The organism is Microbacterium sp. ZW T2_14 (assembly GCF_044987405.1).
GTDB lineage: Bacteria > Actinomycetota > Actinomycetes > Actinomycetales > Microbacteriaceae > Microbacterium.
The window spans coordinates 24,748-37,928 of record NZ_JBJDRK010000027.1; the positions used below are offsets into that span (position 1 = coordinate 24,748).

The window sequence follows — 13,181 nt, forward strand, 5'->3', positions numbered from 1 at the left end:
CAGTACAAAGTTCTTATGACCACTCCGGCGCGCGCTCTCGCATCGCCGCCCCTTCCCGAGCGACGCTCCCGTCGCGGTGCGCTCGCGTGGGGCATCGGGCTCCCTGCTCTGCGCGTCGTCCTCGTGGCAGCGGCGTGCACGCTGGCATGGCTGCTGCTGACCGTCTGGGCGGGGCCGGTGGTCTTCCCGCCGCCGCCCCTCGTGGCCGCGGTGGCGATGCTTCCGGTAAACGTCGTGTGCCTGGTGCTGGTGGTGCGTCGCCTCCGTGCCGCCGGCACGAGCGCTGCGGCGCTGATCGGCTACCGGCGCGGACGCCTCGGGCGCGACATCCTGTGGGGCCTGCTGTGGCTGGCTGTGCTGTACGTGCCGTTCGTGCTGACCATCATGCTCGTCATGTGGGCGCTCCACGGTGCCGGCATGTTCGCGGCGTTCGAGACCGTCTTCTTCGACCCGGAAGCGATTCCGCCGCTGTCGCCCGGTGCCGCGGCGGTGCTCGCCGTCGTGGCGGTGCTGACGTTCGCGCCGCTGAACGCGCCCACCGAGGAACTCGTCTATCGCGGGTCGGCGCAGCGGGATCTCGCGAGCCGGATGCCGCTGCCCGCCGCGATCCTGATCTCAGCGGCGTTCTTCGGTGCACAGCACGTCTGGTACGCCCCGACGCCCGACGCTGTCATCGTCTACGTCTGCGCGTTCTTCGTCTGGGGCGTCGGCTCCGGCATCATCGCGTGGCGCCAGGGGCGGCTGCTGCCGCTCATCATCGCCCACGGGCTGGTGAACCTCCTCTCGACGCTTCCCGCGCTCGCCGTGCCCTTCCTCCTCGCGAACGGAACCCGATGAACATCCCCGGCACTCCCGACCTGCCCGACCCGGCCGACGACGATGCGACGCACGACGCCGCAGCGATGCTCGACCTCGTTCGCAGTCAGCAGGACCGCGTCACGCGGCAGCTCGCGGCGGAGGTGCCGCTCATCCTGCTCGCGTGGGGGATCGCCTGGTTCGTGGGGTTCGGGCTGCTGTGGCTCATCGACGGGGCGAAGCCCGCCGCGAGTGTGCCGCTGCCGCTGGCGGTCACCGTCTTCATCGTGCTGATGGCCGGTGCCCTCGTCGCGACGGCGATCCTGGGCATCCGCAGCGGTCGCGGCATCCGGGCGTCGGCAGGAGCCGCGTTCACCGGGGCCGTGTACGGATGGAGCTGGACGATCGCCTTCATCGCGATGTTCGTCTTCGGCACCGCACTCGTGCGCAACGGCATGCCGCCCGAAGTCGCGAACATCTACTACCCGACCGCGTCGACGCTGCTGGTGGGACTTCTCTACTTCGTCGGCGGCGGGATCTGGCACGCGAAGCCGCTGCTGTGGCTCGGCGGCTGGATCATGGTCGTCGCCCTGGTCGCGCCGTTCTTCGGGTACCCGACGCACTACCTCGTCTTCTCCATCGCGGGCGGCGGCGTCTTCCTCGTCGGCGCGCTCGTCGCCTGGCTGTGGATCCGCCGATGACCGAGCTCGATCCCGTGATCCACGCCGCTGCGCGCCTGCGGATCACCGCGACACTCGCGACGCTGGACCCCGGTGAGAGCATCGCGTTCCCGCGCCTGCGGGAGCTGCTCGACATGACCGCCGGAAACCTCTCGACGCACGTCCGCAAGCTGGAGGACGCCGGGTACGTCGCGGTCGAGAAGACGCATCGAGGGCGCACGCCCGTCACCTATCTCGCGCTGACCAAGCAGGGCCGCCGCGCGTTCGAGGACTACACCGACGCCCTGCGCTCCGTCCTGGGAGAACGTCCATGAACCTCGCCCGCTTCGACCACGTGACACGCCGCTACGACGATGTGATCGCCGTCGACGACGTCACCCTCGACCTCGAACCCGGCGTGCTCGTCGGGCTCCTCGGTCCCAACGGGGCCGGCAAGACGACGCTGCTGTCGCTCCTGCAGGGGCTGCGCACGCCGACGTCCGGGACGGTCACGCTGTTCGGCGGCGACCCGCGCGACGCCCGCCGGCGGCGGCTGCTCGGCTGCACCCCGCAGGAGACGGCCCTTCCCGAGACCCTGCGCGTCCGTGAGGTCATCGACTACGTCGGCGGGCATTTCGTCGATCGTGTGCCGACCGCCGAACTCGCGGCCGAGTTCGGGCTCGACGAGCTGCTGCGGCGGCAGTGCGGCTCGCTGTCGGGCGGACAGAAGCGCCGACTCGCGGTGGGGCTGGCCTTCGTCGGGCGCCCGCGACTGGTGCTGCTGGACGAGCCCACGACGGGTCTCGACGTCGACGGACGGCGCACGCTGTGGGACGCGATCCGCCGGCAGCATCAAGCCGGGGCGACCGTGGTCATGACGAGCCACTACCTCGAGGAGATCGAGGCGCTGGCCGAACGAGCCGTCGTGATCGCCGGCGGCACCGTGATCGCCGACGACACCGTCGCGCGCATCCTCGCGCGGGTCGGCGTCACCCAGGTGCGGCTGCGCACCGCCGAGCCCGACAGACTCGCGGCGCTCCCCGGGATCGCGCACCGCGAGAGCGCGGACGACCGCGAGGTGCTGACCGTCTCGGACGCCGACGCGTTCGTGCGGGCGCTCGTGGGCAGCGGCATCGACTTCCACGAGCTGGCCGTGCGGGGCGCGTCTCTCGAGGAGGCCTTCCTCGCGCTCACGGCGCGCGCGCCGGCCCGTGCCACCGACACGCTCACCCTGGAGAAGGCATCATGACCGCGCACGCAGAGACCGTCCCCTCCGTCGCGCGGCTCACGCTGCTGCACGCCCGCTTCGGGCTGATCGAGACGTTCCGCGTGCCCATCGCCGTGATCGGAACGCTCGTCTTCCCCGCCCTCGCCCTGCTCTTCTTCGTGGTCCCGCAGCGCGCGGTCGCCGACGATCCCGAGTTCGCGACGCAGGCGGTGATCTCGCTGTCGGTGTTCGCCGTCATGTCCAACGCGCTGTTCTCGTTCGGCCTCACGATCTCGGAGAACCGCGAGAAGCCGTGGGATCCGTACCTGCGCACGCTTCCGGCACCCGGCGTCGCCCGCGTGTTCGCGCAGATCCTCTCGACCGGGCTGCTCGGGCTCGTCGCGATCATCCCGCTGATCGTCGTCGGCGGCATCTTCACCGCCGCCGAAGCGCCTGTCCTGCGCGTGCTCGCGGGGCTGGTGGCGCTCGCCGTCTCGGCGCTGCCCTTCATGCTCATCGGCACCACGATCGGCTACGCCCTTCCCTTCAAGGCGGCGATCGCCGTCATCCAGATCGTGATGTTCGGGCTCGCCTTCGTCGGCGGCCTGTTCCTGCCGCCGATCCTGTTCGCGGACTGGCTCGACACGATCTCGAAGTTCACGCCGTCGCGTCAGGCGCGCGAGCTGGTGATCTGGGCCGTGCAGGGCGGTCCACTCGAGTGGTGGGTATGGGTCGGAGTCGTCGCGTGGACGACGTTGTCGCTCGCCGCCGCGCTCCTGCTGTTCCGTCGCGACGAAGGGCGCCGGTATCGCTGACCGCTCCGCCGTGCGCGGTGCGTCCTAGGCTGGGAGCATGACAGTTCCCCGCGTGACCCTCAACGACGGCAACTCCATCCCACAGCTCGGCTACGGCGTCTTCAAGGTACCCGCGGCCGACACCGAGCGGGCCGTCACCGAGGCGCTGGGGGTCGGCTACCGCCACATCGACACCGCCGCGATCTACGGCAACGAAGAGGGCGTCGGCGCGGCCATCGCGGCGAGCGGCCTCCCGCGCGACGAGCTGTTCATCACGACGAAGCTGTGGAACGACCGCCACGACGGCGACGAGCCGAACGCCGCCATCGCCGAGAGCCTCGAGCGCCTCGGCCTCGAGCAGGTCGACCTCTACCTCGTCCACTGGCCCACTCCGGCCCGCGACAACTACCTGCACGCGTGGGAGAAGCTCATCGAGCTGCGCAGCGCCGGTCTCACCCGCAGCATCGGCGTCTCGAACCACCTCGTGCCGCACCTCGAGAAGATCGTCTCGGCCACCGGCGTCACGCCTGCCGTGAACCAGATCGAACTGCATCCCGCCCACCAGCAGCGCGAGATCACGGACTGGGCCGCGGCGCACGACGTGAAGATCGAGTCGTGGGGCCCGCTCGGACAGGGGAAGTACGACCTGTTCGACGCCGCCCCCGTCGCAGCCGCCGCCCAGGCGCACGGCCGGACCCCGGCGCAGACCGTGCTGCGCTGGCACCTGCAGAAGGGCTTCATCGTCTTCCCGAAGTCGGTGCGCAGGGAGCGCCTCGAGGAGAACCTCGACGTCTTCGGCTTCGAGCTCACCGCCGACGAGATCGCGGCGATCGACGCGATGGACGCGGGCGATGGCACCGGCCGCGTGAGCGCGCACCCCGACGAGGTGAACTGACCGCTCACGAGCGGGAGGAGCGGATGCCGTGAACCCACGCCTCGCGAATTCGACGAGCCCGTACCTGAGAGCCCACGCGGGCAACCCGGTCGCGTGGTTCCCGTGGGGCGAGGAGGCGTTCGCCGAGGCGCGGCGACGTGACGTGCCGGTCATGGTGTCGATCGGCTACTCGACGTGTCACTGGTGTCATGTGATGGCACGTGAGTCGTTCGAGGATGCCGCCACCGCCGCGGAACTGGACGCCGGCTTCGTGGCGATCAAGGTGGACCGCGAGGAGCATCCCGAGGTCGATGCGACGTACATGGCCGCGGCGTCGGCGTTCAGTCCGAGCCTCGGCTGGCCGCTCACGGTGTTCGCCACGCCCGACGGACGGCCGTTCTACGCCGGCACGTACTTCCCGCCCGAGCCGCGCGCGGGCATCCCCTCCTTCCGGCAGGTCCTCGCCGCGGTGCAGGAGGCGTGGACCGAACGTCGGGACCAGATCGACGAGACAGCGGATGCCGTCGCCGGCGCGCTCGCGGAGGTCCGCGACGCCGAGCCCGGCCCCGGTACAGCCGGGGAGCGTGCCGAAGCGCCGACCGCGGACGACCTCGTCGCCGCGGCGCGCGCGCTCGCCGCGCGCGAGGATCCGCGTCACGGCGGGTTCGGCGATCCCGCCTCGAACGCTCCCAAGTTCCCGGTGGCGACGGCGCTGCGGTTCCTGCAGACCCGGCTGGTGCGCGAGCGGGCGCCCGCGGCATCCGTCGTCGCCGACCGCGCGCTCGCCGTCATGGCCTCGTCGCCGCTGCGCGATCCCGTCGAGGGCGGTTTCTTCCGCTACGCCACCCGACCCGACTGGACCGTGCCGCACTACGAGCGCATGCTGACCGACAACGCCCAGCTGCTCGATGTGGCGATGGACACTTTGCCGATGGATGCGGTGGCGATACAGGCGGCACCTCTCCCGGAGGATGTCGCCCGGGGGCTCGCCGGGTTCCTCACCGAGGTGCTGCAGCAGCCGGGCGGCGGCTTCGGCGCGGCGCAGGACTCCGAATCCTGGATCGACGGCGTCCGCAGCGAGGGCGGCTACTACCTCCGCGACGCCGCCGGGCGCGCCACGCTGGAGCCGCCGGCCGTCGACGGCAAGGTGGTCAGCGGCTGGAACGGCCTCGCCATCGGCGCGCTCGCCCGTGCCGGCGCGCGACTCGGCGAGGACCGCTGGATCGAGGCCGCGCGCTGGGCGGCCGACGCGGTGCTCGAGACGAGCGTCGCCGCCGACGGCCGGCTGCTGCGCGCCTCGCTCGACGAGGTGCCGTCACGCGCGCACGCGACGCTCGCCGACCACGGTCAGCTCGCGGCCGGGCTCCTCGCGCTGGCCGTCGCCACGGGTGAGGTCGCGTACGCCGTCCGGGCACGTGAGCTGGTCGATGCGTGCGTGGGTCCGGACGATCGCGCGGCGGTGCCCGGCGGGGGAGACCCGGTGCTGACCGGGCAGGGCATCGGTGCTCCGGATGCCGCCTCCGACGCCGATGAGCCCTCCGGCCCGGCGGCGCTCGGCGAGGCGGCCGCGGCGCTCTGGACTCTCGGCGCCGGCGACCAGTACCGCTCCTTCGCCGAGCGCCTGGTCGCGACGCACGCCTCGGCGGCGCTCGCGCAGCCGCTCGCGTACGGCGCGCTGCTCCGCGTCGCGACGACGCTCGCCGTCGCTCCCCGGCAGCTCGTGGTCGTCACCGACGACGCCGACGCCGCGATCGCGACCGCGGCCCGCGGCATCCGTGCCGACGTCGTGAGCGTCGTGTCGCCGGAGCAGGTCACAGCCTGGGCGGACGCCGGATTCGGGCTGTTCGCCGACAAGGCGCTGCGGGACGGGCAGGCGACCGCCTACGACTGCCGCGATTTCGCGTGCCGGCTGCCTGTCACCGACGAGGCCGCGCTCGAGGCCTGACGCCCGACCGCCTCAGACCCAGCTGTTGAGCCACATGTGGATGTGCCAGAAGTCGTAGGGCACGTTCACCGCGGCGATCACCGGGTACCAGAACACGGACAGCGCGAGCGCGACCCCGAGGAACACCAGCACCAGGCGCTGACCCGTCAGACGGCGGTAGGTGTCAGCTGTCGGGGATCCCGCGATGTCCTTGAGTGCGAACGTGAGCGCCAGCAACATGAAGGGCAGGATCAGCACCGTGTAGAACTGGAACACCGTGCGGGCGGGCAGGAACAGCCACGGCGTGTACGTGACGGCGACGCCGGTGAGCACGAGCGCGTAGCGCCAGTCGCGGACGACCACGAAACGGTACGCCAGGTAGAGGACCGCCGCCACCCCGGCGTACCAGATCAGTGGGTTGGGCATGGTCGAGATGACCTCGCTGCACCCGTTGGGGACGGTGCACCCGTTCACGCCGTACGCGTCGTGGTGGTAGTACACCCCGGTCGGCCGGATCAGCAGCGGCCACTGCCACGCCGGACTCGCATACGCGTGCCCCGAGGTGATGCCCGCCGTCGAGGTGTACATCGCCTGGTGGTAGAGCCACAGGCTCTCGAGCGGATTGCTGCCGGCGTGGCGGTCGTAGCCGCCGTCGGTGACCAGCCAGCCCGTCCAGGACGCCAGATACACGACCACCGCGACAGGCACGAACAGCACGAACGTCACCAGACCCTGGCGCACGGCATCCGTCGGCCAGAACAGCACGCCCGCGCGTCGACGCGCGAGCGCGTCGGTCACCACCAGATAGACACCGAGGCCGGCGAGCACCCACGCGCCCGACCACTTCACCGCGCTCGCCGCGCCGAGCGCCGCGCCCGCCGCGATGAGCCACGGGCGGTTCCACAGCACGGGACCCCAGGAGGGCGGCTCGTCGCCGTCGTACCGCGCCGCGACGGCTTCGGCGATGCGCGTCATCGTGCGCTCGCGATCGCGCAGCACGAAGAGGAACGCCAGCAGCACGAAGAAGGTGAGCGAGGTGTCGAGCAGCGCCACGCGGCTCATCGAGATCGCGAGACCGTCGACCGCCATGAGAAGCCCGGCGACCACCGCGAAGGTCGTCGACCTCGTCAGGCGCTTCGCGATCAGCATGAGCAGCAGCACCGAGGCGATGCCGAGCAGTGCCGTGGTGATGCGCCAGCCCCACCCGGACTCGGGGCCGAGCACCATCATGCCCAGCGCGATGATCCACTTGCCGAGCGGCGGATGCACCACGAACGACGGGTTCGACGTGAAGACGTTCGGGTCGCCCGAGAGGAAGCTCTCGTTCGCGTTCGACGGCCACGAGCCCTCGTACCCGAGGTGCAGCATCGACCACGCGTCCTTGACGTAGTAGGTCTCGTCGAACTGGTTCATCAGGTCGTGCGCGGCGGCGAGGTTCCACAGGCGCAGGACGGCCGCGATGAGGAGGACGATCGCCGGTCCGAGCCAGGCGTAGAGCCGCCGAGCGCGCGCGTCGCCGCTCAAGCGGCGTGCGAAGCGGTCGTACAGGCTCGGTCGTGCCGGGGGGAGGAGGGGCGCAGTGGGCTGGTCGACGCCGTGCGGGTCGTCAGTGGGCTGGTCGACGCCGTGCGGGTCGGCAGTGGGCTGGTCGACGCCGTGCTCGTCGATACTGTGCTGGTCGACACCGTGCTGGCCGGCAGCGGGCCGCGGGGCATCCGTCACGCCGCCAAGTCTAGGCTGAGGGCGTGATCATCCTCGCGGCGACCCCCATCGGAAACCTCGGGGACGCGTCCCGCCGCCTGGTCGAGGCTCTCTCCGAGGCGACCGTCGTCGCCGCCGAGGACACCCGCACGACGCAGCGCCTGCTCGCCGCCCTCGGCATCGCCAACCGGCCACGGCTGATCGCCCTGCACGACCACAACGAGAAGGAGCGGTCGCCCGAGCTCGTCGAGCTCGCCCGCGAGCAGGACGTGCTCGTGCTGAGCGACGCCGGCATGCCCACCGTGAGCGACCCCGGCTACGGGCTGGTCGCGGCGGCCGCCGCCGCGGGCGTCGCGGTGACCGCGATCCCGGGACCCAGCGCCGTCGTCACCGCACTCGCGGTGTCGGGGCTGCCGACCGACCGCTTCACGTTCGAGGGCTTCGCGCCGCGCAAGCCGGGGGAGCGGGCTGCGGCCTTCCGCGCCCTCGCGTCCGAGCCGCGCACCATGGTCTTCTTCGAGGCCCCCTCGCGTGCGGCTGCCACGCTGGCCGCCATGGCGACCGCGTTCGGCGCAGACCGCCGCGCCGCCGTCTGCCGTGAGCTCACGAAGCTCCACGAGGAGGTGGCGCGCGGTTCGCTCGCCGAGCTCGTCGCGTGGGCCAACGGGGGAGTCCGCGGCGAGCTCGTGATCGTCGTCGAGGGTGCGCCGGCGCGCGAGGTGCCCTTCGCCGACGCGGTCGCGCAGGTGCTCGAGCTGGTGCGTACCGGGACCCGTCTGAAGGATGCCGCGACCGAGGTGTCCGCTCTCACCGGACACTCCAGCCGCGAGCTGTATCAGGCCGCGCTCTCCGCACGCGGGTAGCGGCGCCGACGGATCGCGAAGAGGATCCCGCCGCCCGCGAGCATCACGAGCCCCACCCACAGGGCGGTGAGTGTGACGCCCGTCGGCGGCAGCGACGCCGGGACCGGCGCGCAGGCGGTGGCCGTGGCATCCCCGTCCGTGAAGGCCACGGTGGCGGCGTTGAGCAGTCCTGAGCCCTCCGCGTCGGAGGTGGTCGTGCAGTCGGCTTGATCGGTCGTGATGGTGGCCGACACACGGGCTGTCACGCGCACGTCGTAGGTGTGCGTGACCCCGCCGTCGATGGACACCCCGGTGGCGACGCGCGTGTCGTCGACGCCGTTCCAGCCGGCGTCGACCGCGAAGCCCTCCACCGACGTGACAGACGCCGAGACCCCGGCGATGCCGCTGCCGAAGCGCAACTCGTCGTCGAGGTCGTAGGTGTCGGTGACGGCGCCGGGGTTCGTGACCGTCAGCGAGTAGGCGATCAGGTAGGTGCCGTCCGCCTGGGCGGTGGGACCTGAGGCGACGGTCTTGTCGATCTCGAGCGGTGCGAGGTAGGCGTTGATGAAGGTGCAGTAGACCGCCGCCTGGAGCGGCACCCGCACCGCCACCGACGAGCCCTCGACGACCGGGTCGCTGTCGGAGCCGACGCACTCGATGCCGTCGAGCAGCCAGCGATCGGGCGCGTCGGTCTCGGTCACGGTGTATTCGCCGGGCGCGATGAGGCCGGTCGAGTAGGGGTCGGCGGCGTCGGTGAGGATGAACGGCTCTCCGTCGGGGCCCCACTCGAAGTCGAACTCGTCCGGCGAACCGGCGGGCAGCGTCGTCTTGTCGACGAAGAGCGAGCCCCATTGCGTGTTGGTGAACGTGCAGACCACGATCTCGCCCGGGTCGAGCGAGATGGAGCCGACGAGGCCGTCCACGGTCGACGCGCCGCCCTGCGGGTCACCGTCCTCGCAGAAGAGCAGGGTGTTGTCGTAGCCGTCGGGCGACACCTCCGTGACCTCGTACTCGCCTGGTATGACGTCCACGAAGGTGGCTGATCCCGCGCCCTCGGACGTCTCGATCGAGAAGTCCTCCGGGTCGAGCCACGTGCCGGTGAAGTCGAACATCGCGTCGTCGCCTTCGACGTTCTTGACGATCACGATGCGCCCGACCGCGATGTTCTCGATGCCGCAGGAGATCTGATCGCCCGGCTCCACGCGGAAGCCCGTCACATCGAGATCGGCGGTCTCGCCGTCGGCGTGGGTGACCGTGCAGACGAGGTCGCCCTCGATCCAGCCGGGCAGGTCGAGCTCCGCCAGCGAGTACAGGCCGCCCGGGGTGAGACCCGTGAACGTCGCGACGCCCGTGCCGCCCTGTGTGGCCACCGACGAGACCATCGCCTCGCCCGGAGGCTCGATCGGCGTGAGTACCCACTGGAACGTCGAGTCGCCGCCGAGTGCGGTCTTGGTGATCGTGATGTCGATGACATCGGGCACGTTCTCGATGGCGCAGGCGACCGCGATGCCGGGCTGCGCGACGAACGTCACCGCGGCCGGGTCGGTGTTCGTGTCGACGGCTCCGGTGCACGTGAGCGTGCCCTGCACCCAGCCTGGGGCGGCTTGCTCGGTCAGCGTGTACGTCTCGCCGGGGAGCAGACCCGTCCACGTGGCGGCCTCCGAACCGGGGCCGGTTCCCGAGATCGACTGCACGCCACCGGCCGGCGTGACGCCCTCGGACGGCGTCAGCGCGAAGGGGAACGACCACTCGTAATCGCTGGTCACGTCGGTGACGGCCTTGGTGACCGACACGGATGCCGGAGCCGCCGTGTTCTCGGCGCTGCAGACGAACGAGGTGCCGGGTTCCAGGGCGAACTGCCAGCCGTCCTCGGGCGTGCCCCTCGTGTCGACCACGTCGCACTCGAGGGTGCTGGTCCAGCCGGGCTGCGGGACTTCGACGAGGCTGTATTCGACTCCCGGCGCGATGTCGGTGACCTCGATCGACGGGGCCCCGGACGTCAGGGTGATGGTGCGTGCGTCGCCCGTCTCGAGGTCGGTCAGCAGGAAGTCGAACGACCACGGGAAGTCGTCCGTGACGCCGGCGACGATCTTCTCCATCTGTAGCGACACGGGCTCGGCGGTGTTGAGGAACACGCACTGGGCGATGCCCGCGGCGGGGAGATCCACCGTCGCGGTCAGCGTCTCGAGGTCGAACGTCGAGCTGCCGCCCTCCGAGACGTCGCAGGTGATGTCCGTCAAAGCCCAGTTCGGCAGGTCGTCCAGGTTCTCGGTGATGTCGTATTGGCCGCCGGTGAGCGCCGCGCTGACCCAGGTCGCCTGACCGGGCAGGGGGTTCAGTGTGAATGTCTCCGTAGGGTCGCCGCCTGACGGGCCGAACTCGAACGCGAAGTCCTCGTCATACTCGAACGGGTCGGACTCCTTGACCACGAGGATCTGCCCGGGCGTGGCGTTGACGAAGTAGCAGCTGACGGTGTCGCCAGGCGCGAGGTCGAAGGCCGCGGTCGCGGTGTCGAAGATCACGTCCTGTCCACCGATCGTGCAGATCAGCGATCCCAGCAGCGTGCCGTGCTGGCCGGCAGGCTCGGTCACCGAGTACGACCCCGGGGTCACCCCGGTGAAGGTCTGGGTGTAGTTCCCGCCGTCGCCGGTCGCGGCGTCGATCGAGAAGCCGCCGTCGACGGGAAGGGTCGGCGAGCCGGTGGTCCACGTGCCGGTGAAGTCGAAGACGGTGTCCGGAGGAGTTCCGAACGACTCCTTGCTGATGACGATCGTGCTCAGCTGTGTGTTCGTGAAGGTGCACGACACGTCCTGCCCGCCGATCGTCGTCACTTCAGCGGAGGCACCTGGTCCGTCTATCACCGCGCCAGGGTCGGTGCATGCGATGTCGGGCTCGCCAAGCCAGCCTTCGGGGACGACCTCGCTGATATCGACGGTCGAGCCCGGTGCGAAGGCGAAGGTGGCGCTCTGCCCGTCAGCCAGTGTCGCGGGGTTGCCGCCGATGTCGAACGAGAACTCCTGGGGCGATCCGTCGGGAAGCGTCTGCTTGGTGACGGTGACCGTCGAGATGGCGTTCGTGATGACGCAGTCCGTCTGCGTGTCCGGATAGACGGTGAACGGGTCGGTCGGACTGGTCAGCACGAACTCGATCGGCTCGCCGGTGCCCGGTCGCGTCGTCGTGCACGCGATCGACTGCTGCACCCATGGCGGAGGCACGGTCTCGGTGAGCCGATAGTCCGACGCCGCGAGCACGTTCTGGAAGGTGTCCGTCTCGTCGATGCCGAGATCGTCGACGATCGCGGTCGCGCCCGTGTCGGGGAGGACGATGCCGCCGCTCGCACGATCGACGCGGTAGGCGAAGCGGTCGTCGGAGTCGAAGCCCGCCGGCACGACATCCTTTGTCACCGTCAGTGCCCCGCAGTTCGAGATGGTGAGCGGATCGTCGACGTCGAGGTAATCCTGCGTCTGTGCGCCGAAGGCCGATCCGGTGCGCGAGATCTGCGTCGACACGGCGAAGGTGGAGCAGGCGGACGGGTCGAACAGGCCGGCAGTGGTCAAGTCGACTCCGAACTCTCCGAAGGTCGCCTGGGGCTGGTTGCTCACGGGGAGCGGGCCCTCGGTGCGCACACCGACCGCCCATGCGAAGTCGACGGTCTCGCCGGTATCGAGCCACTCGCCGGAACCGTTCGGGTTGGCGCACGCGTCGTCGGCCGACGGTGCCCAACGACGGAAGTGCACGAGCACTGTACCCAGGTTCGCCTCGTAGTCGAACACCACCAGGACGTCGTCGCAGCGCCCTGCCGCGGGCCCCTCGAGGTTCTGCAGCAGGCTCAGGCTGCCGTTGCCGACCAGGCGCGTCCAGTAGGCGTACAGGATGGCGTGGCGCTGACCCTGCGCATCGGTGACCACCTCGTAGGCGGACGCCGTGCTGCACACGTCGCCCTTGTCATTGGCCTCCGCGGGGCCGGGCGCCCACGGGATCGTGTTCGGCGTCTGCGCGCCGGGAGCGCCTGTCGCGTCGGACCCCGTCTCGGCGCACGCGCCGGCAAGGCTGCCGTTGTCCCACGAGAAGGCGGCGTCGAGGATGCCCGTCGACGGCAGACCGCCCGCCGTCGTGTAGGGGCCCGTCGGGGTGAACGTGTAGCTGCCGTCGGGCACGGGGGCGGTGAGGAACGAGTCCCAGTCGAATGTGCCCGGCGGTGTTCCGCCGGCCTTGTCTCCGTCGATCTGGAAACCGGACTGCAGACCCGAGGGTGCGAGGGTCGCCGCCGTCGCCGCACCGGCGCCGGCTGCCGGCACGAGCAGGGCGCCGAGGAGTCCGCCGATCGCGACCAGCGAGACGATACGGGTGCGCGACATGGCTGTCCTTCCCTAGGAGGAGGCCAA

At 70.8% G+C, this 13,181-nt stretch carries 10 protein-coding genes; 8 read left to right on the plus strand and 2 right to left on the minus strand.

Annotated elements, in window-relative coordinates; translation table 11 throughout:
* Positions 1-15: 15 nt before the first annotated feature.
* From ACI3KY_RS10745 to ACI3KY_RS10775, 7 genes are read left to right on the plus strand one after another with little or no spacing between them, the layout of a single operon-like run.
* The gene (locus tag ACI3KY_RS10745) at positions 16-837 is read left to right on the plus strand and encodes a CPBP family intramembrane glutamic endopeptidase (RefSeq protein WP_404930163.1); all 822 of its coding nucleotides are present in this window, start codon (positions 16-18) and stop codon (positions 835-837) included.
* Positions 834-1,496 carry a hypothetical protein gene (locus ACI3KY_RS10750; RefSeq protein ID WP_404930164.1) on the plus strand — a complete coding sequence of 221 codons (663 nt, stop codon included), beginning with the start codon at positions 834-836 and terminating at the stop codon, positions 1,494-1,496. The genes ACI3KY_RS10745 and ACI3KY_RS10750 overlap by 4 nt, the downstream gene beginning before the upstream one ends.
* Positions 1,493-1,789 carry a transcriptional regulator gene (locus ACI3KY_RS10755; RefSeq protein WP_404930165.1) on the plus strand — a complete coding sequence of 99 codons (297 nt, stop codon included), beginning with the start codon at positions 1,493-1,495 and terminating at the stop codon, positions 1,787-1,789. Before ACI3KY_RS10750 ends, ACI3KY_RS10755 begins: the two co-directional genes overlap by 4 nt.
* Positions 1,786-2,703, plus strand: coding sequence for an ABC transporter ATP-binding protein (locus ACI3KY_RS10760; RefSeq protein WP_404930166.1), 918 nt, complete (start codon positions 1,786-1,788; stop codon positions 2,701-2,703). The genes ACI3KY_RS10755 and ACI3KY_RS10760 overlap by 4 nt, the downstream gene beginning before the upstream one ends.
* The gene (locus ACI3KY_RS10765) at positions 2,700-3,476 is read left to right on the plus strand and encodes an ABC transporter permease (protein WP_404930167.1); all 777 of its coding nucleotides are present in this window, start codon (positions 2,700-2,702) and stop codon (positions 3,474-3,476) included. The genes ACI3KY_RS10760 and ACI3KY_RS10765 overlap by 4 nt, the downstream gene beginning before the upstream one ends.
* Positions 3,477-3,513: 37 nt before the next feature.
* Positions 3,514-4,350 (plus strand): aldo/keto reductase, encoded by an 837-nt coding sequence (locus ACI3KY_RS10770; protein WP_404930168.1) that lies wholly within the window; start codon positions 3,514-3,516, stop codon positions 4,348-4,350.
* Between the two features lie 28 nt (positions 4,351-4,378).
* On the plus strand, positions 4,379-6,274 hold the full coding sequence (locus ACI3KY_RS10775) for a thioredoxin domain-containing protein (RefSeq protein ID WP_404930169.1): 1,896 nt from the start codon (positions 4,379-4,381) through the stop codon (positions 6,272-6,274).
* Between the two features lie 12 nt (positions 6,275-6,286).
* Here the strand turns inward: ACI3KY_RS10775 and ACI3KY_RS10780 are convergent, their stop codons facing one another.
* On the minus strand, positions 6,287-7,975 hold the full coding sequence (locus ACI3KY_RS10780) for a dolichyl-phosphate-mannose--protein mannosyltransferase (protein WP_404930170.1): 1,689 nt from the start codon (positions 7,973-7,975) through the stop codon (positions 6,287-6,289).
* 23 nt (positions 7,976-7,998) lie between these two features.
* On the opposite strand from ACI3KY_RS10780, the gene rsmI reads away from it, so the two are divergent.
* Entirely contained in the window at positions 7,999-8,817 is an 819-nt protein-coding gene (gene rsmI / locus ACI3KY_RS10785; protein ID WP_404930171.1) for a 16S rRNA (cytidine(1402)-2'-O)-methyltransferase, read from the plus strand.
* Here rsmI and ACI3KY_RS10790 read toward each other — a convergent pair.
* Entirely contained in the window at positions 8,790-13,154 is a 4,365-nt protein-coding gene (locus ACI3KY_RS10790; protein WP_404930172.1) for a hypothetical protein, read from the minus strand. The two genes, rsmI and ACI3KY_RS10790, sit on opposite strands and share 28 nt — an antisense overlap.
* Positions 13,155-13,181: the final 27 nt, after the last annotated feature.